Source organism: Amycolatopsis plumensis, assembly GCF_042652605.1.
Classification (GTDB): domain Bacteria; phylum Actinomycetota; class Actinomycetes; order Mycobacteriales; family Pseudonocardiaceae; genus Amycolatopsis; species Amycolatopsis plumensis.
In genome coordinates this window covers 3,911,147-3,935,836 of sequence record NZ_JBHSJY010000001.1, presented here as the reverse complement: position 1 = coordinate 3,935,836, position 24,690 = coordinate 3,911,147, and the positions used below count along the sequence as shown (strand labels likewise).

Sequence of the window (24,690 nt, the reverse complement as noted above, 5' to 3'; positions counted from 1 at the left end):
CCAAAACGGAGAGCTTAACTATCCGTTCTGGGAGGAACCGTGACCATCCTTGCCGATCTCCGGAGTAGAACCCACACGTGGCACCGGCCGTCCGCGGTCGCGGCCGCCGCCCTCGCGGTGGTGGCGCTGCTGTGCGTCGCCGCCATGGTGCTCGACCAGCGGACCTTGGGAGGCGCGCCGCTCTGGGCGAAGCCGTTCAAGTTCGCGGTGTCCGGTGCGCTCTACTTCGCCACCTGGAGCTGGCTCGTCTCGCTGCTGCCGCGGTTCCGGCGCACGGCGGCCGGGCTGACGAACCTCCTGGTCCTCATCTTCGCCGCCGAGTACGTCCTGCTGGTATTCCAGGCGGCCCGCGGCCGCGCGAGCCACTTCAACGTCGAGACCCCGCAGGACGCCGCGATCTTCGGCACCATGGCCGCGATGATCGCCGTGCTCTGGGTCGCCACCCTGGCGCTCACGGTGCTGGTGCTGTTCACGAAGGTGCCCGACCGCGCGTCGCGCTGGGCGGTGCGGACTGGGGCGGTCCTTTCGCTGGCGGGGATCTCGCTCGGCCAGCTGATGACGAACCCGACCGCGCAGCAGCTCGCGCAGTGGAAGAGCGGCGGACGGCCGTCGATGGTCGGCGGGCACACCGTCGGGCTCGAAGACGGCGGCCCCGGCCTGCCGATCCTCGGCTGGAGCACGGTGGGTGGCGACCTGCGGATCCCGCACTTCGTCGGGATGCACGCGCTGCAGGCGCTGCCGCTGCTCGCCATCGCGCTGGTGGCGCTGGCTGCGCGGTTCCCGCGGCTGCGTGACGACGTCGTGCGCGCCCGGCTCGTCCTGATCGGCGCGGCCGGGTACGCGGGCCTGATCGCGCTGGTCACCTGGCAGGCGCTGCGGGCGCAGCCGATCGTGCACCCGGACGCGGCGACGCTCGGGGCGTTCGCCGTGCTGGCCGCCGCGGTCGGGCTGGGTTCGTGGGCCGCGGTGCGTGTCCGATGACCCTCTTCGACCTGGCCTTCCCGCTGGCCGCGCCGTTCTGGGCGCTGCTGATCCTGGCCCCGAAGTGGCGGTGGACCGAGCGGATCATGAAGTCGCCGTGGGTGCCGCTGCTGCCGCTGATCTGCTACTTCGCGCTCGTGCTGCCGCACTTCGGCGAGTGGGGGCGGGCGATGCTGCGGCCCGACCTCGACGTCCTGCAGACGCTGCTGGCCACGCCGTGGGGCGCCGGGCTGGCCTGGGCGCACCTCATCGCGTTCGACCTGTTCATCGCCCGCTGGATGTACTTCGAAGGGCGGACCCGGGACATCTCACCCTGGATCGTGAGCCCGATCCTGCTGCTGACGATCTTCCTGTCACCGTTCGGGCTGGTGGTGTTCCTGGTGGTCCGGGCGGTCCGGATACGCTCCCTCGCATGACTGAACAAGAGGCCGCGAGCGCCATCGCCAAGCGCACCGGCGTCGACGCGCACGACATCGCGGTGGTCCTGGGCTCGGGCTGGCGCCCGGCGGCGGACGTCATCGGGGAGTGCGAGACGGAGATCCCGTTCGCCGAACTGCCCGGCTTCACCACGCCCGGCGCGGTGGGCCACGGCGGCACCATCCGGTCGCTGAAGATCGGGGACAAGAACGTCCTGGTCATGCTGGGCCGGACGCACTTCTACGAGGGCAAGGGCATCGACCCGGTGGTGCACAACGTGCGCACCGCGGCGGCGGCCGGCGTCCGGTCGGTGCTGCTGACCAACGCGGCGGGCGGCCTGCGCGAGGGCTTCCAGGTGGGTCAGCCGGTGCTGATCGCCGACCACCTGAACCTGACCGCGCGCTCGCCGATCGTCGGCGCGAACTTCGTCGACCTGACGGACCTCTACTCCGCGCGGCTGCGGAAGATCGCGCGGGAGATCGACCCGTCGCTCGAAGAAGGCGTCTACGCGGGCCTGGTCGGGCCGCACTTCGAGACGCCGGCGGAGATCCGGATGCTGCGCACGCTGGGCGCCGACCTGGTCGGCATGTCGACGGTGCTGGAGGCGATCGCCGCCCGCGCGGCCGGCGTCGAGGTCTTCGGCCTCTCCCTGGTGACGAACCTCGCCGCGGGCATGACCGGCGAGCCGCTCAATCACCAGGAAGTCCTGGAAGCCGGCCGCGCGGCGGCCACGAAGATGGGCTCCCTGCTCCGCGAACTGGTCACCCGCGCCTGACCCCTGGACGTCACTTTCATAGGGAAAGTGATCCGGAGGCAACTCCTCCGCATTACTTTCCCTATGAAAGTGACGGGGTTGGTCAGGTGAGGGTGGGGAGTTCGGCGGCCACCTCGGCTGGGGAGGGCATGGCCGCGACTTCGGCGGCCAGGGTCGGGGCCGCGTCGCGGACCGAGGTGTCCGTGAGGAGGTGACGGGCCTTGGTGGCGACGGCCTCGGCGGTGACTTCGGGGCCGAGGAGGCGGTCGCCGACGCCGGCCGCGAGGACCGCGTCCGCGTTGGTGAACTGGTCCGCGCCCTGCGGCAGCAGCAGCTGCGGGAGGGCCGCGCCGAACGCGCCGAGCGTCGTGCCGCTGCCGCCGTGGTGGACGACCAGGTCGACGTGCGGGAGCAGCGCCGCCTGCGGGACCCACGCCGCGAGCCGGACGTTCTCCGGCACCTCGCCCAGCGCGCCCTCGGGCAGCGACGGGCCGGTGGCGACCAGGACGTCGACGTCCAAACCGGACAGTCCGGCGATCGCCTCGGTGAGCACGCCCGCGTGGCCCATCGCCGTGCCCAGCGTCAGGTAGACCAGCGGACGCCGCTTGTCCAAGACACCCGACGGCAGCTCGCCCGGCTCGCTCCAGCCGACCGGGCGCAGCGGCACCCGGTGGGTGCGCGCCAGGAACTCCGGGTCCTGCACCGACTCCGGGCAGATGTCGACGAACGGGCCGCCGAACGCCAGGTCCTCGCCGACCTCGATGCCCAGCTCGGCCGCGTGCGAGCGGATCGCGTCCCGGATCTTCCCGGTCATCGGGTCGCCGGTCGACACGCGGCCGAAACCGTGCGCCACCACCGGGATTCCCGCCTTCAGCGCGGCGAACGCCCCACCCGAATTGCCCGCCTCACTCACCACCAGATCGGGCCGGACGTGCTCGAACAGCGGCAGCAGGTCGGCGAGGAACCGCTTCGGCATCAGCTCGCCGAACACCTTCGCGACGATCGGGAGGAGCACCTCCTGGGGGATGTCCCCCGGCGGCCCGGGCGGGCGCCCTCCGCCGAACGCCTGCCCGAAGGCGTCCTTGATGGCGAGCCCGGCGGCCGCGGTGTCGAGCCCGGCTTTCGTCAGCTGTGGCAGGAAGTCTTCCGAGGTGGCGAAGACGACGTCGTGGCCCGCGTCGCGTGCGGCGATCGCCAGCGGCACGAGCGGGAACGTGTGACCGAAGGACCCCAGTGAGGTGAAGAGTAAGCGCACCTACCCGACCATAGCCCGTAGGCTGTCGCGGTGACATCGGATTCCACCCTGCGTGACGCCGCTTCCCGCTGGATCGCCGCCGATCCGGACCCCGCCACCCGTGCCGAGCTCGAGGACGTACTGGCCAGGGCCGGCAGCGACCCCGCGGCCGCCGGAGACCTCGCCGACCGGCTGGCCGGCCCCCTGGAGTTCGGCACCGCCGGCCTGCGCGGCCCGGTGCGCGCCGGGCCCAACGGGATGAACGTCGCCGTCGTCACCCGCACGACGGCCGGGGTCGCGGAATGGCTGAAGGCGCACGGGCACGCCGGCGCGCTGGTCGTCGTCGGCCGCGACGCGCGGCACGGCTCGGAAGCCTTCGCGACGGCGACCGCCGAGGTGCTGACCGCGGCCGGCTTCGACGTCAAGGTGTTCCCCCGCCCGCTGCCGACACCGGTGCTCGCGTTCGCCGTCGGCCGGCTCGGCGCGGTGGCCGGGATCCAGATCACCGCGTCGCACAACCCCCCGGCGGACAACGGGTACAAGCTCTACGACGCGACCGGCGGGCAGATCGTCCCGCCGTCCGACGGCGAGATCGAGCGCGCCATCGAGGCCGCGCCGCCGGCCGCCGACGTGCCGCGGGCGCCCGGCGCCGAGGTCGTCGACCTGCTGCCGCGGTACCTCGACGAGGTCGCGACGCTGCCGCTGGGGCACGAACGCGCGGTGCGCGTGGCCGCGACGGCGTTGCACGGCGTCGGTGCCGACACGCTGCGCGCGGCGTTCGAGCGGGCCGGGTTCACCGACCTGCACCTGGTCGAGGCCCAGACCGCGCCGGACCCGGACTTCCCGACCGTCTCGTTCCCGAACCCCGAGGAGCCGGGCGCGACGGACCTGCTGCTCGCGCTGGCGTCCGATGTGGACGCCGACCTGGCGATCGCGCTCGACCCGGACGCCGACCGCTGCGCGCTCGGCGTGCGCGAACGAAACGGCGAGTGGCGGATGCTGCGCGGCGACGAAACCGGCGTGCTGCTCGGCTCGTACGTCTTGTCCACAGTGGACCGTACGACGCTGCCGGACCCGCTGGTGGCCACCACGATCGTGTCGTCGTCGATGCTCGGCGAAATCGCCAAGGCCGAAGGCGCCCGGTACGCCGAGACGCTGACCGGCTTCAAGTGGCTGGTCCGCGCCGGCGAAGGGCTGGTGTTCGCCTACGAGGAGGCGCTCGGGCTGTGCGTGAACCCGGGCTTCGTGCGCGACAAGGACGGCATCGCCGCCGCGACGCTGGCCGCGGGGCTCGCCGCGCAGCTCAAGGCGCAGGGCCGCACCCCGCTCGACGTGCTCGACGAGCTGGCGCACCGCCACGGCGTCCACCTGACCGACCAGGTTTCGCTGCGGGTCACCGATCTCGCCGTCCGCGGGCAGCTGATGACGAAGGTGCGCACCACCCCGCCGGCCCGGCTCGGCGGCGTCGACGTCACCCTCGAAGACCTGCTGCCGGACGCCGACGTGGTGCGGCTCACCGGCGATGGCGTACGCGTGGTCGTCCGGCCGTCCGGGACCGAGCCGAAGCTGAAGGCGTACCTGCAGGTGGTGGACAGCGCGCGCGAAGCGGCGCAGGAGCGGCTGACGGCGTTGCGCGCGGACGTCGAGGAGCTGCTGGCCTGATGCCGCGGCTGCGTTGAATCGACACTGCGGCGCGCAGCGCCTCCGTTGAGGGTGGCGGCGGGGGCATGGATGGACACCACACGCCGTCGCCGTCGACGCAGGCGCTGTTCGAGGCGGTCGTGGCCGGGGCGACGCACCCCGACATCGAGGGGGTGACCGTGGTCCGCCGCGCGGCTCTGGCGGCCACGGTCACCGACGTCCTCGAAGCGGACGGCTACCTGCTCGGCACCCCGGCGAACCTCGGCAGCATGAGCGGCGCGCTGAAGCACTTCTTCGACACGATCTACTACCCGTGCCTGGACGAGACCCGAGGTCGCCCGTTCGGGTACTGGATTCACGGCAACAGCGACATTCCGGGCACGCAGCGGCAACTGCTGGCCATCACGACCGGCCTGGCGTGGGCTGAAGCGGCGGAACCCGTCATCAGCACGGGTGAACCGGACAAGAAGACCCTCGAAGCGGGCACCGAACTCGGCGGCACGCTGGCCGCGACGCTGATGGCCTGAACGTAAAGGGGCCTGTCACCGGAAGCCCTGGGGGTCGACCTCCGGCAACAGGCCGTGGTCAAGGGTTCGCCCGAGGGCGATCGACCTTGACCCCTGAAGCGTACTACAGACGGCCGATCATGACGAGTCGAAGGCATGACAACCTCTCGCCTTGGCCGTTCCGTGCACCCCCAGGGCACGGAGAGCCAGGCGAGAGGCGAGCCAACTGTAAACCACTGCATACGATGGCTGTCAACATGTGCGTACAGTGGTTTTTGCGGCTAGAATTTCCGCGGCTCGAATCCAGGGGGTGGAGATGGCACGGCAACGCACCTTCGCGGAACGCCTGAGCGCCCTGATCGAGGCCGCTCGGGTGGACGGCCGCGCGCCGCACAGCTACCGGGAGATCTCGGCCGCCGTCGAGCGGGCGGGCGGCCCGGCGATGTCGCCCGCGTACCTGCAGCAGCTCGCCACCGGCAAGCGGGTCAACCCGAAGATCCACTACGTCGAGGCGCTGGCGAGGCTGTTCGGCGTGCCGGTGACGTACTTCTTCGACGAAGAGGCGGCCGCGCCGCCGGCGGGTGAGGCGCAGCTGATGGCGATGCGCGCCCAGGAGCTGTCCCCGCAGGGCCGCCGGCAGGTGATGGACCTGCTGGAACTCGTCGAGCGCTACGAGCGGGCCGAACGCGAGGGCCGGAACCCGGAGGACCCCTCGCGATGAAGGAGCGCGAGCTGCGCCGCCGCTGCCGGAAGCTGCTCAAGGACCTGGACATCGGGCCGCCGCTGGACGTCGAGGTGCTGTGCGCGCGGCTGGGCGAGCGGCGCGGGAAGCCGATCCGGCTGCTCGCGTACCCGCTCGAAGTGCCGGGGCCGTTCGGCTGCTGGATCGCGACGTCGTCCGCGGATTACATCTTCTACCAGGCCGAAACGACGAAATCGCACCAGGACCACATCATCCTGCACGAGCTCGGGCACATGCTGGCGGACCACCACCCGCACGGCGACGCCGAGCCGACGGACTTCCTGCGCGGCCCGGCTCCCGATCTCGACCCGGATGCCGTACACCGCGCCCTGCGCCGCTCGTCCTACGATGACGCGCACGAGTGGGAAGCCGAGACCGTCGCGACCATCATCCTCGAGTGGGCGTCGGTCCTGAACTACACGATCCCGCGGCGCGCTGCGGACCGGGATCTCCGCCGGATCCAAGGGGCGCTCGGCGATCACCAAGGGTGGTTGTGAGCACGCTTTTCAGCCCGGTCAACCTGCTGGCTCTGGTGCTGTTCGCCGCCGCGCTGGCGTGGCGGATCTACCAGGTGACGCGCGCGCCGACCGTGCCGAACTGGGCCGTCACCGCGTGCGTGGCCGGGTTCGCCGCGGCGTTCCTGCTGCAGCAGCCGGTCGTCTCCGACGAAGTGGACGCGCTGCTGGGCCGGGGCGCGGCCCGGGTGGCGAACAACGCCCTGCTCGCGTGCGGCATCTGCGCGCTGGTGATCTTCTTCCTCGGCTCGGCGCTGGGCCCCCGCCGCTACCGGAGGGTGGCGCTGGAGCTGGTGCCACTGGCGGCGGCGATCGCGTTGATGGTTGTCACGATGACCCTGACCCCGCCGCAGCTACGGGGCCTGCCGCTGGGGCCGTCGACGATCCACGACAGCGGGGTGGCGGCGTTCTACCTCGGCGCCGGCCTGTACCTGATCTACGGGCTCGTCGCCTGCACGGCCTGGATCGTGCGGTACCTGCGGGTGGCCGACCGCGACCTGCGGATCGGGCTGCGGCTGAGCGCGATCGGCATGGCCAGCGCGGCCGCCGGCAGCATCTTCCGCGCGCTGTACATCGTGGTGGCGTGGGTGTTCGGGCACGTGGTCAAGATCCTGCTGCTGCTGGGCGTGCCGTTCGTGATCGTCGGCGGGATGCTGTTCCTCGCCGGCGTCACCTACCCGGGGGTGCGGGCGCGCGTCTCGGCGCTGCGGCGGCGTCGCCAGCACCGGCGGGAGCACGCGGCACTGGCTCCGTTGTGGACGGTCCTGGTCGAGGCGTTCCCCAGCATCGTGCTGCGGACGCCGCCGCGCCGCGGCGACCGGCTCTCCCCGCGCGGCATCCACCGCGTGCACTACCGCCGGGTGATCGAGATCCGCGACGGCCTGGTGCAGCTGTCGCCGTACCTGGACGCGGACTTCGGCGAGGTCGTCGCCACCGATCCCGCGGCCGCGGCGGCCGCACTGAAGGCGGCGCTGCGGCGGCACGCGGACGGCGAGGCCAGCGACGGCCGCGCCAAGCAGGTCCTGCCCGCCGGGGCGGACGACCTCGAATCCGACGTCCGGCCGCTGCTCGCGCTCTCGGCCGCCATGGCGAACGGGGAAGTGACGTGGACACGCTGATCACCGCCGGCCGGGTGCTGCCGCGGCCGGCCACCCCGGTCGACGACGGTGCCGTGCTGGTACGCGACGGAGTGATCGTCGCGGCGGGCCCGCGCGCGGACGTCGTCGCGCAGGCCGCGCCGGACGCGGTCCAACACGACTTTCCCACCGGGACCGCGCTGGCCGGGCTCTTCAACGTCCACGTGCACCTGGCGTTCGACGCCTCCCGGGAGGTGCTGGCCCACTTCTCGGAAACCGAAGACCTCCTGAACGGCGCGCGCTCACGGCTGACGTCGATGCTGCGCAGCGGTGTCACGACCGTGCGGGACCTCGGTGACCGCGGACACCTCGGCGCGGCCGTCCGGCATTCGTTCGAGGGATCGGCGGCCCCGCGGTTGCTGGTGTCGGGTCCGCCGATCACCGCGCCGGGCGGGCATTGCCACTTTTTCGGCGGCGAAACGGCTTCCGACGGCGAAATCCGCGCTCTGATCGACGCGAACGCGGCCGCGGGTGCGGACGTGATCAAGGTGATGGCCAGCGGCGGCCAGCTCACCGAAGGCGGCGCGGACATGTGGGAGTCGCAGTTCGACGCGCGGCAGCTGTCGCTGATCGTCGCGCACGCGGCGTCGCACGGGTTGCCGGTGGCGGCCCACGCCCACGGCGCCGACGCGATCGAAGCCGCCGTCGAGGCGGGGGTCTCGACGGTCGAGCACTGCAGCTTCCTGACCGGCCCGCGCTCGTTCGACCGCCGCCCGAAGGTCGCCCAACGGATGGCGGCCGACGGGATTTCCGCGTGCTCGACGAGCAGCCGCAACTGGCGGGTGATCGTCGAGAAGCTCGGCGACGAGGTCGCGCAGGCGATGTACGGGCGGCTGCCGTGGCTCGAGGAGCACGGCGTCCGGCTGCTGTCCGGGACCGACGCGGGCCTGCCGGGCTCGGTGTTCGACGACCCGGTCGGCGCGCTGGAGCTGTACGAGTGGCTCGGCTTCCCGCGGCGCCGGATCCTGGAGATCGCGACCGAGGACAGCGCGGCCGGGCTGGGCCTGAGCGCCGTCACCGGGCGGCTCGAAGCCGGGCTCGCGGCGGACGTCCTGGTCGTCGAAGGCGATCCCCTCGCGTCGCTGGCCGCGCTCCGCAACCCGCTGCTGGTCCTGGCCCAGGGCCGGTCCACCTAGGTCCCCGATCGGGGAATGCCCGCTTGCGTGACGGCGTTTTAAAACAGTGTTACAGTAACCGCAGCCACCTCGAAGGAGCCCCCGATGCACGGACCCATTCAGCTGTTCACGGTGATCGCCCTGGTCTCGCTGCCGACCGTGATGTACGGCGGCTACGCGCTGATGGGCGTCCTGCGCGACCGCAAGCTGACCGAACACCAGCGGGCGATGTTCCGGGCCGGCCACGCCCACGCCGGCGTCCTGCTGATCCTCGCCCTGGTCGCGCTGCAGATCCTGAGCCGCACGACGCTGTCCGACCCGGCGCTGTGGGTCGCCTGCTTCCTGCTGCTGTTCGGCATCCTTGCCCAATCGGGTGGTTTCTTCCTCCACCTGCTGCCGAACAAGGGCAAGCTCGGCGGCCGCGTGACGTCCGTGGGCGCAGTTCTCCTGGCCGCGGCCACGCTCCTCACCGCGTACGGGGTCGCTTTCGCCTGAGCGCCGGTCGTTAAGCTGGTGACGTGCCTGAATACCTGCCGACCGCGCCCTACAAGGGGACCCGGGACTTCCTGCCCGCCGAAATGTCCGTGCGTACCCAGGTGTTCGGTCATCTCTACGACGTCCTCGAGCGCCGCGGCTTTCTCCGCTACGACGGCCCGATCCTCGAATCGGCCGAGATCTACGAGCGGAAGTCCGGCCAGGAGATCGCCGACAAGCAGCTGTACACGCTGACTGACAAGGGCGGGCGGCGGCTGGCGCTGCGGCCGGAGATGACGCCATCGGTGGCGCGGATGATCGCCGGGAGCGCGAAGTCGCTGTCGTTCCCGGTCCGCTGGTACAGCCACCCGAACTGCCACCGCTACGAAGCGCCGCAGCGCGGCCGCGTGCGTGAGCACTGGCAGATCAACGCGGACATCTTCGGCTCGGACAGCGCCAATTGCGAGATCGAGATCTTCGAGCTGGTCCACGACCTGATGGCCGCGCTGGGCGCGACGCCGGACATGTTCGTGCTGCGCGTCAACGACCGGAACCTGCTGACGTCCGCGCTCACCGACGTGGCCGGTGTGTCGGCGGACCACCTGGCCCAGGTGTTCGCGCTGGTCGACCGCTGGGAGAAGTACCCGCGCGAGAAGCTGGCCGAGAGCGCCGGGGAGATCGGGCTCTCGGACAAGCAGTTCGAGAAGCTCGCCGAGACGCTCGACGCGGGCGAGGCGCTGCTCGACGAGCTGCCGGCCGACGTGCGGGAGCAGTCGAACCTGGTCCGGGTGCTGAACAGCAGCGCGGGTTCGCTGGTGAAGTACGAGCCGATGATCGTGCGCGGGCTGGCGTACTACACGTCGACCGTGTTCGAGGTCTTCGACACCTCGCCGGAGAACCGCCGTGCCCTCTTCGGCGGCGGCCGCTACAGCGACCTCGCGTCGATGTTCACGCCGCAGCAGATCCCGGGCATCGGGTTCGGCATGGGCGACGTCACGCTGATCGACTTCCTCGACACGCACGGCCTGACCCCGGCCCCGCGCAGCGAGGTCGACGTCATGGTGATCCCGGTGACCGAGGACCTCTTCGACGCGGCCCGGTCGGTGGCGGCGTCCCTGCGCGGCGCGGGCCTGCGGACGTCGACGCCGATCGAGCACCGCAAGCTGGGCAAGGAACTGACCCGCGCGGACAAGGCGGGCGCGGTCGCGGTGGTGATCGTCGGCCAGGAGGACTGGGCCGCGGGGAACGTGACGGTCCGCAGCCTGGCGACCCGGGAGCAGAACCCGGTCGCGGTCGCCGACGCCCCGGCGGCGGTGCGGGCGCTGCTGGCGTAAATCGGTTCGACTCCCCCTCCGGCGTCCGGGCATCCTGGGCGGCGGAGGGGGAGGCCGATGATCGAGTTCGAAGATGTGCGGCAGTGGGTCGAGTTCGACCTCACCGTGCGGCGGGAGTCGGGGTACCGCCGCGGGCGACGGCTGAGCCGCCGGCCCTCACGGGAAGAGCTGGCCGAAGCCGCGTGCGATGGTGACGGGTACCTGCGCGAGGCCGCCGTCGAGCGGCTCGCGGTCAGCACCGATCCCGAAGCGCTCCCGCTGCTGCTGATCCGGTGCGTCGACTGGGTCCGGCCGGTCCGGGAACGCGCCCGGTCGGCTGTCCTGTCCAAACTGGACGATGCGGCCCTGCGCGCGATGCTGCCGCTGCTCGGTGTCCTGCGGCGGCGTGCGGTCGACGACTGGATGACCACGCTGCTGCGCGACGCACTGCCGAGCGTGCTCGACGCCGCCTTGGCCGCGGACGACCGGGAAAGCCGCCGCTGGGCCCACCGCGAGGCGCTCGGGCTGCTGCCCCGCGAGCGGCTGCTGGAGATCGCGTCCACGCACCCCGACTTCGTGGTGCGCGCGATCTGCGGCGACGCGCTGCTCGACCGCGGCGAGTGCGTCGAGGAGCTGCTGGCGGCCGGGGCACCGAAGGTCCGGGTGCGGGCGTTGACGCTGCTCGGTCCCGAAGCCGCCGTGGCCCGCCTCGCGGACCGGTCGTCGGCCGTGCGCGCGATGGCCCAGGTCCTCGTTCCGGACCCGGCGGCGCACTACCGCACGCTGCCGGTGTCGTTCGGCGCCCTCGCCGGGCTCGGCGAAACCGGCACTGCCGCCGACGCCCCGCTCCTGGAACGTCACCTCGCCGACGAGCGTCCCCGCATCCGCCGGGCGGCCGTCCGCGGCCTGCGCCGGATCGCCCCGGAGTCGGCTGCGGTGCGGCCGTTGCTGACGGACCCGTCGCCCGCGGTGACCCGCGAGGTGGTGGCCTTCCTGCGCGGCCGATTTATCGACCCGGCCACGCTCCGGCCCCTCCTGGCCCGGGCCCACCCGCTCCACACGCGCCGCGCGGCCGCGGCCCTCCTCCGCGACCACGGCACCTGGCTGCGCCTGCACACGGACCTCACCCTCCTGGCCGACCCGGACCTCGCGGCCGACGCCCACCAGGACATCCACGCCTGGCTCCAGCACTCCGCGGCCACCTACACCACCCCCTCCCCCACCCTCACCACCGAAATCGAGGCCCACCTCGGCCGTCTCCCGCCCGAAACAGCCCGCGAAATCCGCTTCGCCGGGACTGTCTCAGGATCGGTGTTTCCGGCCCGACACGCCGGGCTGAGGTCCGGCGGGATGGGCACTGTGAGTGATGACATCGGACCTTGTGAGTCCACGCAAGAGTGAGTCCAAGCCGACGCGGGAGCTGTCGCCGGAGCAGGCCGCCGCGGCGGCGATGGTGGCCGAGGCGAAGGCCCGCGGGCTGGCGCTGACCGGGCCGGACGGGTTGCTGAAGCTGTTCACCAAGAACGTGCTGGAAACCGCCCTCAACGAGGAGATGACCGAGCACCTCGGGCACGAGAAGAACCAGGCCGACCCGGACCGGGAGTCGACGAACGTGCGCAACGGCACACGCCCGAAAACGGTGATCTCGGACGCTGCGGGTGAGGTCGGCATCAACGTACCACGGGACCGGGAGAGCACGTTCGAACCGCAGATCGTGAAGAAACGGCAGCGGCGGCTCACCGAAGTGGATGAGATCGTGCTGTCGCTGTATGCGAAGGGAATGACGAGCGGGGATATCTCGGCGCATTTCGCCGAGATCTACGGATCCTCGGTCAGCAAGGAAACGATCTCACGGATCACCGACAAGGTCGTCGCCGAGATGCAGGAATGGTCCAACCGTCCCCTCGACGCGGTGTACGTGGCGGTGTTCATCGACGCTATCCATGTCAAGGTCCGCGACGGCCAGGTCGCCAACCGGCCCGTCTATGCCGCCATCGGCGTCACCATCGACGGTCACAAGGACGTCCTGGGCCTGTGGATGGGCACCGGCGGCGAGGGCGCGAAGTTCTGGATGAGCGTGCTGATCGACCTGAAGAACCGCGGCATCCGGGACGTGTTCTTCCTCGTCTGCGACGGCCTCAAAGGCCTGCCCGAGGTGGTGACGAACGTGTGGCCGCAAACTATTGTGCAGACCTGCATCGTCCACCTCATTCGCAACACGTTCCGGCTCGTGTCCCGCCGGGACTGGGAGGCGGTGAAACGCGACATCAAACCCATCTACACCGCACCCAGCCCGGACGCCGCCGCGGTCGCTCTCGACGAATTTGAGGAGAAATGGGGGGCGAAGCATGGAGCGGTGATTCGTTTGTGGCGCAACGCTTGGAATGAGTTCACGCCGTTCCTTGACTATGACGTCGAGATCCGGACGATGATCTGCTCCACGAACGCGATCGAATCATTGAACGCCCGTTACCGGCGGGCAGTCCGTGCACGAGGGCACTTCCCGACCGAGCAGGCCGCGATGAAGTGCCTGTACCTTGTGACCCGCAGCCTGGACCCGACCGGGACAGGCCGCGCCCGGTGGACGATGCGTTGGAAGCCAGTGATCAACGCGTTCGCCATCACGTTCGGTGACCGCTGGCCGGGAGCCGAAACCTACTGATCAACAACGCCGGAAACACCGATCACGGGATAGACCCGCTTCGCCCTCCCGAGCCGGCGTGCGGGAAGGGTCAACTTGCGTGATTGAGCAGCCGACACGCGTGATTGAAGGGTCGACACGACGAAACCGGGCGTGGCGTGTCGTGTCGTCGCCCCGATCACGCGTGTCGACCCGGCAATCACGCGTGTCGACCTGCTGATCACGAGGGGTCGGCGCGGAGGAGGCGGAGGGTGAACGTGGCTCCGGAGCCGGGGCGGGTGGCCGCGGCGATCGTGCCGCCGTGGCCCGTCACGACTTCGCGGACCAGGGCGAGGCCGAGGCCGAAGCGGCGGCCGTCGCCGTCGGAGCCGCGGGCGAATCGCTCGAAGATGCGGTCGGCGTCGGCGGCCGGGAAGCCCACGCCCGTGTCGCGGACGCGCAGCTCCACGTGCCGCTCGTCCGGAACGCCGAGCCAGACCTCGATCGAACCGCCCGGTGGGGTGTGGCCGAGCGCGTTGTCCAGCAACGCCGACAGCACGCGGCGCAACGCCGTCGGCACGCCCTGGACGACGTACGGTCGCCGCTCGCGCGTCACCGCCAACCGGACCTGGCCCTCCGAAGCGCGCACCGCTTCCGCCGCCACCGCCTCCTCGGCCAGCACGCCCAGCTCGACCAGTTCCAGCGACGGCCGCTCGCCGCACGCCTGCGCCGACAGCAGCAGGTCCTCGACGACCTCGCCGAGTTCCCGCGTGCCGCGGACCAGGTGGTCGAGCTCCGCCGCGTCGCGGCCGGACGCCCGCCGGGCCAGCAGCTGCGCGCGCGTGTGCAGCCGGGTCAGCGGGGCGCGCAGTTCGTGGGACGCGTCCGCGACGAACGTCCGCTGCCGCCGCAGCGCGTCCTCCAGCGGCCGGATCGCCCGGCGGGCCAGCACCCGCCCGGACCCCAGCGCGGCCAGCAGCGCCAGCGCCTCGGCGACGCCGAGCCCGAACACCAGCGACGCCCGGTCCTGCATCTGGTACCGCTCCTCGAAGAACGCCTGGGAGACGACACCGCCGCGGTTCTCCACCCGGAACGTGTACGTCATCCCGTCGATCGACCGCCGTTCGGTGTGGACGTCGCCGGGCGACGGCACGAACGCGTTCAGCTCCGGGATCGGCATCCCCGCCGGCGGCGGCCCCGCCGGCGCGTGCGCCCCCGGCGTGAACAGCCAGACGCAGCCGGGCGGGGTCGTGCCGGGGCCGAGCTGGATCGTCCTGGCCAGCAGCCGGTCCGCGTCGGCGTGCTGGCCCGAGAGCAGGATCCCGTACGCGATCGCGCCCGCGACGGCCACGAGCAGCGACACCACCACGGCGATCTGCGCGGTGATCACCCACCGCGCCCGCCGCAGGACCCGGTCCTCGGGAGCGGGGCTCATACCACGCCGATCTGGTACCCGAGGCCGTGCACGGTCCGCACGGCGTCCCGGCCGAGCTTGCGCCGCAGGTAGTACACGTACGTGTCCACAATGGACTCGCCGGTCGAGTCGGCGAACACGCGCGTGCGCAACGCGGCCCGCGGGTGGATCGCCTTGGGCCGCTGGGCCAGCGTCCGCAACAGCTCGAACTCCCGGCCGGACAACGTGATCCGCTCGCCGCGCGGCAGCACGACCTCGTGCCGCCGCAGGTCGAGGGCGGCCGTGCCGAGGGGCAGGCACTCGGCGCCGTCGAGGTCACGACGGCCCAGCGCGCGCAGTCGCGCGAGCAGTTCCTCGGCCTCGAACGGCTTGACGAGGTAGTCGTCCGCGCCGGCGTCCAGGCCCGCCACGCGGTCGGCCACCTCCCCCAGCGCCGAGAGCACCAGGACCCGCGTGGTCACCGCGCGGGCCCGCAGCCGCCGCAGCAGCTCCAGCCCGTCGAGCACCGGGACGCGGCGGTCGATGACCATCACGTCGTAGCTCCCGGTGAGCCCGAGGTGCAGACCACGCTGGCCGTCGTGCGCCACCTCCGTCTCGTAGCCCTCGTCCGCAAGCAGCTCCCCCAGCATGCCCGCCAGTTCGCGGTCGTCTTCGACCAGCAGCACTCTCGGCTTCGCCACCCCGTCGCGCACCGATCCATCTTGGCAGTTATTTCCGAACTTGAAGAATCAACTTTTCCCGGTCACCGGCACAGGTTCGGCCGTCAGGAGTACCTCGGTGCTCCCCTTGCGCGCATCGCGCCGGTCGAGCCAGGCGAGCACCGGCGCGGTCATGATCGTGGTGACCAGCGCGACGAGCACCAGCACCGTGAACAACGCCGGGGAGACGATCCCCGCGGCGAGCCCGACGTTGAGCGCGATCAGCTGCATCAGCCCGCGGGCGTTGACGAGCACGCCGACGCGCGTGGCGATCGCCGGCGGCTCGCCCGCCAGCCGGGCCGCGCCCCAGGACGCGCCCAGCTTGCCGATGATCGCGACCGCCACCGTCAGCAGCGCGAAGGCGAGCAGCTTCGGGTCGGCGAGCAGCGCGAACCGGGTGTTGAGGCCCGAATAGGTGAAGAACAGCGGAACGAACACGATCGACCCGATCGGCATGATCTTCGCGAGCACGGCGTCGGAGGCCGCACCGCGCGGGAACGCCACCCCGACGGTGAACGCGCCGAACACCGCGTACAGCCCGATCGTGTCGGTGAACCAGGCGGCCGCGAACAACGTCATCGCGGTGATGAGCACCCGCTGGTCGACGCTCACCCGGTCGCTGCCCATCACCCGGGCCAGCAGGCGCCGCCCGACGATGAACACCAGCAGCGCGAACAGCAGCCCGCCACCGAGCGCGAGCGCGATCGGTCCCAGCGACCCGGCGTGCATGCCCAGCACGACCGCCAGCAGCAGCCACGCGAGGACGTCGTCGAGCGCGCCGCAGGCCAGCGCGAGCGAGCCGAACCGCGTCGAGCCGATCCCGCGTTCGGTGATGATCCGCACCATCATCGGGAACGCCGTGATCGCCACCGCCACCCCGACGAACGCGGCCGACGTCACCAGCGAAACGCCGTCCTTGCCGATGCCGACCCACGACGTGCCCAGCACCGCGACGCCGACCCCGAGCGCCAGGGGCACCAGTGTCCCGGCCGAGGAGATCGCCGCGACCGACTTGCGCGAGCTCATGATGCTGCGCAGGTTGAACTCGTAGCCGGCGCCGAACATGTAGATGACCAGGCCGATCTGGCCGCCGACGTAGAGCAGCGGGCGGATCGCGTCCGGGAACAGCGCCGCCTGGACGTCGGGCAGCAGCAGCCCGAACAGCGAGGGGCCGAGCAGCACGCCGGCGATCATCTCCCCGACCACCGGCGGCTGGCCGAGCTTGACCGCGACCAGGCAGACCACCCGGACCACCACGAGGATCGCCACGACGGCGAGGAAGAACACCGGTGCCGCTTCGGACGGGCTCATCGGTTGCCTCCGGCGAAGTAGGTCGAGCACAGGGCTTGGCGACGGGCGTCGAGGACCATGTACGTGCCGAACACGAGCTGGGCGAAGCTGCGCCAGACGTCTTCCCAGCGGTCGCGGACCCCGAGCCACACCAGGGGCGCGCGCCGCGGACGGGCTCCGCGGGGCGTGAGCAGCGCCGGGCCGCGGTTGGGGATCGAGCGCGTGTGCGCGGCCGTCGAGGCGAGGCTGAAGCGGCGCAGCACCTCCTCGGTCACGACCCGCATGGTCGGCGGCGCGAGTCCCCGGGCCGGGCAGGCGCGGTTCTGCGCGACGCCGAACGGGATGAAGTCCTCCTTGGCCGACTGCTCGGCGAAGCCGGGGTAGCTGAAGCACAGCACCGTCCCGGCCGGGATGGTGAGGTGGTCCAGCTCGATGTCCGCGGTCGAGATCCGGTGCGCGATGCCGAAGAGCGGGTAGGCGCGCAGCCCGTCATCGATGACGCGGTCGATGTCCTCCGGGTGCTCGGCGAGCCGCCGCTGGAGGCCCTCGTCCTGCGCGATGATCATCAGCAGGTGCGCCATCGCCTCCGACATCTGCACGACGGCGGTGGTGAAGAACGTGCCCTGCAGGTAATACGCCTGCTCCTCCGGCGTCAGGGACGGCGGGAGCAGGTGCGGGACGTCGGCGAGGCGCCGCCTGAGGTACTTCGTCAGCCGCGCGCGGCGGCGCATGTTCCGCGGCCGCACGCACTTCAGGGCCGAGGCGACGTCGTCCGCGTGCGCCACGATGAGCTCGCGGGCCCGCGGCGGGCACGGCTCGTCGAACACCAGCTCGTAGTACAGCTCGGCCCAGATCGGCATCATCTCGTCCCGCAGCCGGACGAGCCCAGGCCGGACGCCGTCCAGGACGTGCCGGGCGACGCGCCGGGTCAGCTCTTCGGACTCCTTTTTGGACTTGACCAGGATGTGCCGGGTGCACTTGGCGACCTCGTCGTAGCGCGGGCCGGCTTCGAGGTGCTCCTGGTGCACCTGCGGCCCCGGCGAGAGCCAGTACCAGAACAGGTCGGACAGCGCGGCGCCCCGGCTGCGGCCGTTCGCCGCCGGGTCGGCGTAGACGCGCCGGAAGTCGGCGGCACCGACCTGCGGGCCGGGGATGGTCACCACGTCCTGGCCGTTGACCAGCGCGAAGATCCGCATCCGCAAGGCGACGACCCGCTCGGGCAGCCAGGCGAGGACCTTGCCGATCATCGCCGCACCTGGTCCGGGGTGAGATCGGCCGGGTGCCGTCCGCCGCACAGCGCGAGGGCCTGGTCGAAGTCGGCCCGCAGCATCTCCAGCACCTCCGAGACGCCTTCGCGGCCGCCCGCCGCCAGCCCCCACACGACCGGGCGGCCGACGCCGACGGCGTCCGCGCCGAGGGCGAGCGCCTTGACGACGTCGGTGCCGCGGCGGATCCCGCCGTCCAGCAGCACCGGCAGCGCTCCCCCGACGGCCGCCGCGATCTCCGGCAGCACGTCGATGGTGGCGGGCACGGTGTCGAGCTGGCGGCCGCCGTGGTTGGACACGACGATCCCGGCGACACCGTGGTGCACGGCCAGCCGCGCGTCTTCGGCGTGGAGCAAGCCCTTGATGAGCACCGGAAGCTTGGTCTTCGACCGCAGCCACGCGATGTGGTCCCAGTTCAGCCCGGCCGACATGACGATCTCGCGAACATGGCTGCGGCGCGAAGCGCCTCCGTTGAGGGTGGTGGCGGGGGCATGGATGGAATGGCTGGTGTTGCCGCCACTGCGGTTTTCGCCGATGTTGCGGAGGTTCTCGACGAACAACCCGGACGGCAGGTCGTGGAAGGCGTTGCGGTCGTCGCGTTCGCGGCGGCCGAGCACCGGCGAATCAACCGTCACCACGAACGCCTTGATCCCGGCGTTCTCCGCGCGCCGCACGATCGCCTCGGTGAACTCCAGGTCCGGCTGCAGGTAGAGCTGGAACCACAGGCCCGGGTCCGGCGCGACCTCGCGGGCGGCCGCGGCGATGTCCTCGATCGCCGTGGTCGAGGCCATGCTGACGATCATGATCGTGCCCGCCCGCGCCGCCGCCCGCGCGGTGACGAGCTCGCCGTCGGGGTGCGCGAGCCGGTGGAACGCCGTGGGCGCGACGAGGATCGGCATCGAGGACGGCGTCCCGAGCAGGTCGACGCTCAGGTCCCGTTTGTCGCTGCCGCGCAGCACGCGGGGGACCAAGCGGAGGCGTTTGTACGCTTCTTCGTTGTCCCGCAGGGTGATCTCGTCCTGCGCGCCGCCCGCGAAGTAGTCGTAGTGGGCCGGGTCGAGGCGTTCCCGGGCCGCCGCCTCGAACTCCGCGATCGTCCGCATCAGAGCTCCCGCGTGAAGAACGCCGTCAGCGGCTCGACGTGCACCTCTTTGTCCCACTCGTTCTCGAGGTTCTCGGTGACGTGGTGGGTGGCGACCAGCTCGCCGCGGCGGTAGTGCCGGACGATCGGGTGCAGGTAGTGGCCTTCGCCGTGGTCGTTGGCCTTGTCCTGGGCGGCGCGGGCGACGAAGTCGAAGGGGTCGACCTTGTCGTGGTCGGGGCCGTAGTCGAGGGTGACGACGTAGGCGTCGGACGGCGGGTCTTCCAGCACCCGGTCGACCGGCACCTCTTCGAGGTAGCGGGCGGTGTCGCCGTCCACGACCACGACGTCGGCGAGGAAGCCGAATTGCTGGTACAGCGCGGAAGTCCGGTTGATCCGGGTGATGACGGCGTCGGTCAGCGCGTCCGGTTTGGCGGGCAGCTCGGTGTGCGGCCACGGGACGTCGTGGTGGCGCTCGTTGAGCACCTTCGCGAGCGCGCGGACGCCGTAGCGGAAGCCGTGGATGAAGGCGCTGGTGGCCTTCTTGAAGTCGCGGACCTGCGTGATCGTGCCGGCGAAGTAGAGGCCGGGCACGTTGACCGACTCCCAGCTCGAGGTCTGCGCCGGGAACCGGTCGTTGATCGTGAGTTCGGGGCGGCAGTCCTCGTCGAACAGCGAGGCGTCGAACCGGAAGCCGGTGCAGCCGATCACGCGGTCGTAGCGGATTTCCTTGATGACTTCGTCGGCGCGGGCGAAGGCGAACTTGACGTGGTAGCCGTCGGCGTCCTTGCGGACTTCGCGGACGTCGCCATCGAGGATCGCGTGCTGCAGCTTGAGCTGGTACATGTCGAGGATGCCCGCGTTGTAGGCGCGGAGGTGGCCGACGAAGTGCGTGCGCCAGGCCAGCTTCACCGGCCGCGGGCCGCCGACGTGCACGACCGCGGCGGTTTCGATCAGGTTGTCCGCGGTCTCGAAGGCGGAGTTCCCCTTGCCGAGCACGAGGACGCGCTGGTCGGTGAAGTGCGCCGGGTCGACGTCGACGTCCACGTACTGGTCGATCAGCTCGACGCCGGGGAACTGCGGGATGTACGGCTTGGTGACGCCGGTGGCCATGATCAGCCGGTTCGCCCTGAACTCGGTGTCGCCGGCGGTGAGCACGAAAGTTTCGCCGTCGCGGCGGATGCGCGTCACCCGGGTGTTGTAACGGACGTCGACCTTGTGCTTCTTCGCGTAGTCGGCGACATAGCGCAGGAAGTCCGGTGCGTCCGGGAAAAGTTTTTCGCTGTAGTCGGTGAAGAGGACCGGGGCGTCGTCGCCGTCGGCGAGGATCGAGTTCCAGTCCATTCGCATGCGCAGCTCCGGGTCGGCGTACCCGGTGTGCTTCTTGTTGATGGAGATGAGGGTCCGGTGCCGCGGGAAGGTCTCGAAGAAGTGCCCGGGCGCGGACCCGGCCTCCAGCACGAGGTACCGGTGCCCGGCGTGGCCGAGGTGCTGCCCCAGCTGCAACCCGGCCGGCCCGGCCCCCACGACCAGATAATCGAGCACTTCCTCCGCCACGACGACCTCCTGGAGCTCGGCACCGATCGCATGATCGGCGCCGAGCCTGCTCCGGAGATCTCAGAAAAGCCTCAGAAGAAAGTTACTTGCCGGCCGCGCGAGCCAGCCGTTCCGGATAGCGCTCTCCCGCGATGGCGTCGGCGGGGGCGGCCGCGGCGATGGCGGCCAGGTCCTCGGGCGTCAGTTCGAGTGATGCCGCCGCCACGTTCTCCTCGAGGTACTTGCGGCGCTTGGTCCCCGGGATCGGCACCACGTCTTCGCCCTGGGACTGGACCCAGGCCAGCGCCAGCTGCCCCGCCGTCACCCCCTTGTCCGAAGCCAGTTTCCGCAGCGCGTCGACGATCGCCATGTTCCGCTCGAAGTTCCCCTCGGCGAAGCGCGGCAGGCCGCGGCGCATGTCGTCTTCCGGCAGGTCGGCGACCGACGTCACCGCGCCCGTCAGGAACCCGCGCCCCAGCGGCGAAAACGGGACGATCCCGATCCCCAGCTCGCGGCACGTGGAGAGGACCTCGCCCTCGATGCCCCGCGTCCACAGCGACCATTCGCTCTGCAACGCCGTCACCGGGTGCACCGCGTGCGCGGCCCGGATCGTCGCCGCGCTCGCCTCGGAAATCCCGGCGTACCGGATCTTCCCGGCCTCCACCAGCGAAGCCAGCGCTCCCCACGTCTCCTCGATCGGGGTGTCCGGGTCGACGCGGTGCTGGTAGTACAGGTCGATGTGGTCGACGCCGAGCCGGCGCAGCGACTCGTCGCAGCTCTGCTTCACGTAGGCAGCGTCACCGCGGGCGCCCATCGCGCCGTCGTTCCACACGATCCCGAACTTCGTCGCGAGCACGACTTCGTCGCGGCGGCCGGCGATCGCGCGGCCGACCAGCTCCTCGTTGACGCCGTTGGCGTAGACGTTCGCGGTGTCCAGCAGCGTCACGCCGAGTTCGAGCGCGCGGTGGATCGTGGCGATCGACTCGTCGTCGTTGTCGCGGACACCGTAGGCCTGGCTCATCCCCATGCAGCCGAGCCCCTGGGCGCCGACTTCCAGGCCGCCCAGCTTCCTGTTCTTCACGCGGAAATCTCCTCCATACCGGGTTCCACGCCGAGCACGTTGCGCTCGACCTGGGCGTAGTTCTCGATCTTGTAGTCGAGGATGTCGAGACAGCCCTGCAGCTCGGCGATCCGCTCGGCGACCGACCGGCGCTGTTCCACCAGCAGGGCCTTGCGGCGGCCCGCGCTCGCGACGCCGTGGCGGCGCAGCGACGCGTACTCGCGCATGCTCTTGATGGGCATCCCGGTGGTGCGCAGCTTGGTCAGGAAACCGAGCCAGTTGAGGTCGTCGTCGGAATAGGCCCGGCGGCCCGCGGCGTCCCGCGCGGGCGGGTCGAGCAGTTTGATGCGCTCGTAGTACCGGAGGGTGTCGATGGACAGTCCGCTACGTCGCGCGGCTTCCGCTATCGAGTAGCTCATGCGCCCTACGCTACGACCTGGAGTGCACTCCAGGTCAAATCCTCACCCTGGCCTTCCGTAACACTGTTCCGATACGCTGAGTGCATGGCGCGACCACGCACGCACGACGAAGCGCTCCGGCTCAAGCTGCTCGACCGGGCCGGCGAACTCCTCGCGGCCGACGGGCCGAAGGCGCTTTCCCTGCGCAAGCTGGCCGCCGACGCCGGGACGTCGACCACCGCCGTGTATTCGCTCTTCGGCAGCAAACCCGACCTGGTGAACGCCCTCTACACCGAGGGTTTCCGCCGCTTCGGCGCCCGGATGGCCGGGACGCCGCTGACCGGCGACCCCGTCGAGGACCTCGTCGCGCTCGGCAGCGCCTACCGCACGAGCGCGCTGGCCGACCCGAACCTGTACGGGATCATGTTCACCAAGTCGGTGCCCGGGTTCGAGCCGAACGAAGACGCCGAGAAGCTCGCCCGCGAAACGCTCAAGCCGCTGGAGCGGATCATCCGCCAGGCGATCGCCGACGGCGTCTTCCTCGACGTCCCGCCGGAGACCGTCGCGGTCGGCTGCTGGGCCATCGTGCACGGCCTGGTGTCCCTCGAGCTGACCGGCAACCTGCCGGAGGAGTTCGACGTCACGAGCGCCTACGAAGCGGCCCTGCGCGCGAACGCCTCCGGCTGGCTTCGGCCTCAGAGCGGCAGTTCCCCTTCGTAGACGACCGCACCCCGCACGTCCCGCGCCACCACGTTCACGGTCACCCCCGTCCAGGGCCGCTCCTTCGGCACCCAGACGACGAACATCCCGTCGACGACCACGCCTTCGGCGCTCATTCCGCCGCCGAAACCGACCGACACCCCGGCCGCCGTCGACGGCACGACCGCCGCGAAGGGCGTCCGGGACCGGCCCGGCTCGCCACCCGCCTCGGTCGCGCCCAGGGTGCTCACCGAGAGGTGGCGGGCCGCAGCCCGCCGGTCGCCCATCAGATCGGGGTAGGCCCGGGCCTGGGTCCGCCCCGGCCGCTGGTAGTCCGGCTCCCGCGTGCAGACGATCACCCGGTCGCCCCGGCGGCCCATGATCACCTGGTAGCCGTCCTCCTGCAGCAGCGGCCCGGGCCGGTAGGCCGCGGCGTCCGGGACGGCCTCCTCGGCGTCGGCGAGGCAGTCGCCCAGCACCCGGCCCGCCGTCGAGGTGCGATCGGCGGGCTCCGGGCGATCGGTCACCGCGAGCAGGGGCGCCGGCGCGGCCGGCAGGTCCACCTGCCGGGGCGGCCCGGCGCCGGTGTCGATGAGCGCGAACCTCGCCTGGTCCGACGCGACCCGGGTGAACGCCGCGAACTGCCGGCTGACCGGGGAGGCCTCGAGATCGTTCCCGCTCGACCCCCGCGGCGTCAGTACCGCAAAGCTCGCCTTCTTCCACCCTGGGTCCAGTACCCCGCCGACCAGCCCGGTCGCGCTTCGCAGCAGCAGCCCGGACCGGCTGCCCGGCGCGTAGGCGGGCGTGGCCGCCGGGTCCGACAGCGTCACGGTCGTCCCGGTGGTCTCGCAGAACATCGGCTTGCCCGCGGCCGTGGCCGCGACGACCGCGTCCCCGCCCAGCTCGTCGGTGAACAGCGGCACCCAGTCCTCGCGCGGGGCCACCCGGCCGGTCTTCCCCTCGGCCTGGACCGCGGCCCAGCACCGGTCCAGCGCCGTCTTCGCGAGCGCGCCGTCGAGCTTCAGCCCGTTCGGGACCGCCGGCGGCACGTCGGCGGGCTGCCGCAGCTGCCGCGTCACGACGACCGCACCGACGGCCAGGACGAGCACCGCGGCGGCCGCCGCGTACCAGACCCGCGACGGCCGTCGCTTCGCCATGCCCTCATGCAGCCCGGCGCGCAGCCGGTCGCGGACGTCGTCGGGCAGTTCGCGCCGGGGCGGGAGGCCGAAGCCGTCGCTCATTTCTCCTCCAGCAGCGTGCGCAAGCGGGCGCGGGCCCGCGACAGTTGGGCGCGGACGGTGACCTCGGCGATGGTCAGCAACGCGGCCGCGTCGGCGACGCTCACGTCACCGAGCAGGCACAGCTCGACGACCTCCCGCTGCGACTTCGGCAACGTCCCCACGGCTTCGACGATCTCGCGGAGCCGCTGCTCGCCGTCGATCCGCGCGGCGACCGCGTCGGCGTGGTCCGACACCACCGGCGGGTCCGGGATCTTGCGGAGCAGCCGCAGTCGCCGTCTCGTGCCGCGGTGTTCGTCGCGGGCGGCGTTGGCGGCCACCGTGTAGAGCCACGGCAGGGCGCTGTCCCGCACGAGCGTCACGTCGGCGCGGCGGCGCCAGGCGGTCAGGAAGGTGCTCGACGTGAGGTCCTCGGCGGCGCTCCACGACCCGGTCAACCGGTAGGCGTGGTTCCAGACGGCCTCGGCGTGCCGTTCGAAGAGCTCGCCGAAGGCCGCTTCGTCGCCGCCGGACGCCCGGTCCCACAGCGCCCGATCACCGAGTGTCCGGTCACCCACCGGCGC

The 24,690-nt window shown here is 71.5% G+C and carries 25 protein-coding genes; 14 read left to right on the top strand and 11 right to left on the bottom strand.

What is annotated here, in order from left to right; all coding sequences use genetic code 11:
* Positions 1 to 39: 39 nt before the first annotated feature.
* The 3 genes from ACFPLC_RS19090 to ACFPLC_RS19080 are packed head-to-tail and all read left to right on the top strand — an operon-like array spanning position 40 to position 2,173.
* On the top strand, positions 40 to 981 hold the full coding sequence (locus ACFPLC_RS19090; protein ID WP_378204034.1) for a hypothetical protein: 942 nt from the start codon (positions 40 to 42) through the stop codon (positions 979 to 981).
* Positions 978 to 1,397, top strand: coding sequence for an ABA4-like family protein (locus ACFPLC_RS19085; protein ID WP_378204032.1), 420 nt, complete (start codon positions 978 to 980; stop codon positions 1,395 to 1,397). Before ACFPLC_RS19090 ends, ACFPLC_RS19085 begins: the two co-directional genes overlap by 4 nt.
* Positions 1,394 to 2,173, top strand: a complete 780-nt coding sequence (locus tag ACFPLC_RS19080) for a purine-nucleoside phosphorylase (protein WP_378204029.1) — start codon at positions 1,394 to 1,396, stop codon at positions 2,171 to 2,173. Before ACFPLC_RS19085 ends, ACFPLC_RS19080 begins: the two co-directional genes overlap by 4 nt.
* Positions 2,174 to 2,255: 82 nt before the next feature.
* Here the strand turns inward: ACFPLC_RS19080 and ACFPLC_RS19075 are convergent, their stop codons facing one another.
* Positions 2,256 to 3,407, bottom strand: a complete 1,152-nt coding sequence (locus ACFPLC_RS19075; RefSeq protein ID WP_378204026.1) for a glycosyltransferase — start codon at positions 3,405 to 3,407, stop codon at positions 2,256 to 2,258.
* Positions 3,408 to 3,437: 30 nt separating this feature from the next.
* Between ACFPLC_RS19075 and ACFPLC_RS19070 the strand changes: the two genes are divergently transcribed.
* The 10 genes from ACFPLC_RS19070 to ACFPLC_RS19025 all read left to right on the top strand — a co-directional run bounded on the left by ACFPLC_RS19070 (position 3,438) and on the right by ACFPLC_RS19025 (position 13,490).
* Positions 3,438 to 5,048: a phospho-sugar mutase gene (locus ACFPLC_RS19070; protein WP_378204023.1), complete on the top strand. Its 1,611-nt coding sequence runs from the start codon at positions 3,438 to 3,440 to the stop codon at positions 5,046 to 5,048.
* A 65-nt stretch (positions 5,049 to 5,113) separates the two neighbouring features.
* The gene (locus ACFPLC_RS19065; RefSeq protein WP_378204020.1) at positions 5,114 to 5,554 is read left to right on the top strand and encodes a flavodoxin family protein; all 441 of its coding nucleotides are present in this window, start codon (positions 5,114 to 5,116) and stop codon (positions 5,552 to 5,554) included.
* A gap of 295 nt (positions 5,555 to 5,849) precedes the next feature.
* Positions 5,850 to 6,254 carry a helix-turn-helix domain-containing protein gene (locus tag ACFPLC_RS19060; RefSeq protein WP_191312133.1) on the top strand — a complete coding sequence of 135 codons (405 nt, stop codon included), beginning with the start codon at positions 5,850 to 5,852 and terminating at the stop codon, positions 6,252 to 6,254.
* Complete coding sequence (locus ACFPLC_RS19055) at positions 6,251 to 6,772, top strand: hypothetical protein (protein WP_191312135.1); 522 nt, start codon at positions 6,251 to 6,253, stop codon at positions 6,770 to 6,772. Before ACFPLC_RS19060 ends, ACFPLC_RS19055 begins: the two co-directional genes overlap by 4 nt.
* Positions 6,769 to 7,908, top strand: coding sequence for an MAB_1171c family putative transporter (locus tag ACFPLC_RS19050; RefSeq protein ID WP_378204015.1), 1,140 nt, complete (start codon positions 6,769 to 6,771; stop codon positions 7,906 to 7,908). The genes ACFPLC_RS19055 and ACFPLC_RS19050 overlap by 4 nt, the downstream gene beginning before the upstream one ends.
* The gene (locus ACFPLC_RS19045; RefSeq protein ID WP_378204012.1) at positions 7,896 to 9,062 is read left to right on the top strand and encodes an amidohydrolase family protein; all 1,167 of its coding nucleotides are present in this window, start codon (positions 7,896 to 7,898) and stop codon (positions 9,060 to 9,062) included. The genes ACFPLC_RS19050 and ACFPLC_RS19045 overlap by 13 nt, the downstream gene beginning before the upstream one ends.
* A gap of 84 nt (positions 9,063 to 9,146) precedes the next feature.
* On the top strand, positions 9,147 to 9,536 hold the full coding sequence (locus ACFPLC_RS19040; protein ID WP_378204009.1) for a hypothetical protein: 390 nt from the start codon (positions 9,147 to 9,149) through the stop codon (positions 9,534 to 9,536).
* A gap of 23 nt (positions 9,537 to 9,559) precedes the next feature.
* Positions 9,560 to 10,849, top strand: coding sequence for a histidine--tRNA ligase (gene hisS, locus ACFPLC_RS19035; RefSeq protein WP_191312142.1), 1,290 nt, complete (start codon positions 9,560 to 9,562; stop codon positions 10,847 to 10,849).
* A 57-nt stretch (positions 10,850 to 10,906) separates the two neighbouring features.
* Complete coding sequence (locus ACFPLC_RS19030) at positions 10,907 to 12,229, top strand: hypothetical protein (protein ID WP_378235876.1); 1,323 nt, start codon at positions 10,907 to 10,909, stop codon at positions 12,227 to 12,229.
* Positions 12,195 to 13,490 (top strand): IS256 family transposase, encoded by a 1,296-nt coding sequence (locus tag ACFPLC_RS19025; protein ID WP_378235875.1) that lies wholly within the window; start codon positions 12,195 to 12,197, stop codon positions 13,488 to 13,490. Before ACFPLC_RS19030 ends, ACFPLC_RS19025 begins: the two co-directional genes overlap by 35 nt.
* Before the next feature lie 199 nt (positions 13,491 to 13,689).
* Here the strand turns inward: ACFPLC_RS19025 and ACFPLC_RS19020 are convergent, their stop codons facing one another.
* From ACFPLC_RS19020 to ACFPLC_RS18985, 8 genes are all read right to left on the bottom strand, one after another.
* A complete protein-coding gene (locus ACFPLC_RS19020) occupies positions 13,690 to 14,883 on the bottom strand; it encodes a sensor histidine kinase (RefSeq protein WP_378189082.1) in 1,194 nt (397 codons plus the stop codon).
* Complete coding sequence (locus tag ACFPLC_RS19015) at positions 14,880 to 15,527, bottom strand: response regulator transcription factor (RefSeq protein ID WP_191312290.1); 648 nt, start codon at positions 15,525 to 15,527, stop codon at positions 14,880 to 14,882. The genes ACFPLC_RS19020 and ACFPLC_RS19015 overlap by 4 nt, the downstream gene beginning before the upstream one ends.
* 63 nt (positions 15,528 to 15,590) lie before the next feature.
* Positions 15,591 to 16,871: a cation:proton antiporter gene (locus tag ACFPLC_RS19010; RefSeq protein ID WP_378189083.1), complete on the bottom strand. Its 1,281-nt coding sequence runs from the start codon at positions 16,869 to 16,871 to the stop codon at positions 15,591 to 15,593.
* Positions 16,868 to 18,097, bottom strand: a complete 1,230-nt coding sequence (locus tag ACFPLC_RS19005) for a cytochrome P450 (protein WP_378189084.1) — start codon at positions 18,095 to 18,097, stop codon at positions 16,868 to 16,870. The genes ACFPLC_RS19010 and ACFPLC_RS19005 overlap by 4 nt, the downstream gene beginning before the upstream one ends.
* Positions 18,094 to 19,218, bottom strand: coding sequence for an alpha-hydroxy acid oxidase (locus tag ACFPLC_RS19000; RefSeq protein ID WP_378189085.1), 1,125 nt, complete (start codon positions 19,216 to 19,218; stop codon positions 18,094 to 18,096). The genes ACFPLC_RS19005 and ACFPLC_RS19000 overlap by 4 nt, the downstream gene beginning before the upstream one ends.
* Positions 19,218 to 20,753: an NAD(P)-binding domain-containing protein gene (locus tag ACFPLC_RS18995; protein WP_378189086.1), complete on the bottom strand. Its 1,536-nt coding sequence runs from the start codon at positions 20,751 to 20,753 to the stop codon at positions 19,218 to 19,220. Before ACFPLC_RS18995 ends, ACFPLC_RS19000 begins: the two co-directional genes overlap by 1 nt.
* Positions 20,754 to 20,835: 82 nt before the next feature.
* Entirely contained in the window at positions 20,836 to 21,759 is a 924-nt protein-coding gene (locus ACFPLC_RS18990; RefSeq protein ID WP_378189573.1) for an aldo/keto reductase, read from the bottom strand.
* Between the two features lie 50 nt (positions 21,760 to 21,809).
* Entirely contained in the window at positions 21,810 to 22,211 is a 402-nt protein-coding gene (locus tag ACFPLC_RS18985) for a MerR family transcriptional regulator (RefSeq protein ID WP_310971071.1), read from the bottom strand.
* A gap of 84 nt (positions 22,212 to 22,295) precedes the next feature.
* Between ACFPLC_RS18985 and ACFPLC_RS18980 the strand changes: the two genes are divergently transcribed.
* A complete protein-coding gene (locus tag ACFPLC_RS18980) occupies positions 22,296 to 22,910 on the top strand; it encodes a TetR/AcrR family transcriptional regulator (protein ID WP_378189087.1) in 615 nt (204 codons plus the stop codon).
* On the opposite strand, the gene ACFPLC_RS18975 is transcribed toward ACFPLC_RS18980, so the two are convergent.
* On the bottom strand, positions 22,886 to 24,130 hold the full coding sequence (locus ACFPLC_RS18975; protein WP_378189088.1) for a hypothetical protein: 1,245 nt from the start codon (positions 24,128 to 24,130) through the stop codon (positions 22,886 to 22,888). The two genes, ACFPLC_RS18980 and ACFPLC_RS18975, sit on opposite strands and share 25 nt — an antisense overlap.
* Positions 24,127 to 24,684 (bottom strand): RNA polymerase sigma factor, encoded by a 558-nt coding sequence (locus ACFPLC_RS18970; RefSeq protein WP_378189090.1) that lies wholly within the window; start codon positions 24,682 to 24,684, stop codon positions 24,127 to 24,129. Before ACFPLC_RS18970 ends, ACFPLC_RS18975 begins: the two co-directional genes overlap by 4 nt.
* Between the last annotated feature and the right edge of the window lie 6 nt (positions 24,685 to 24,690).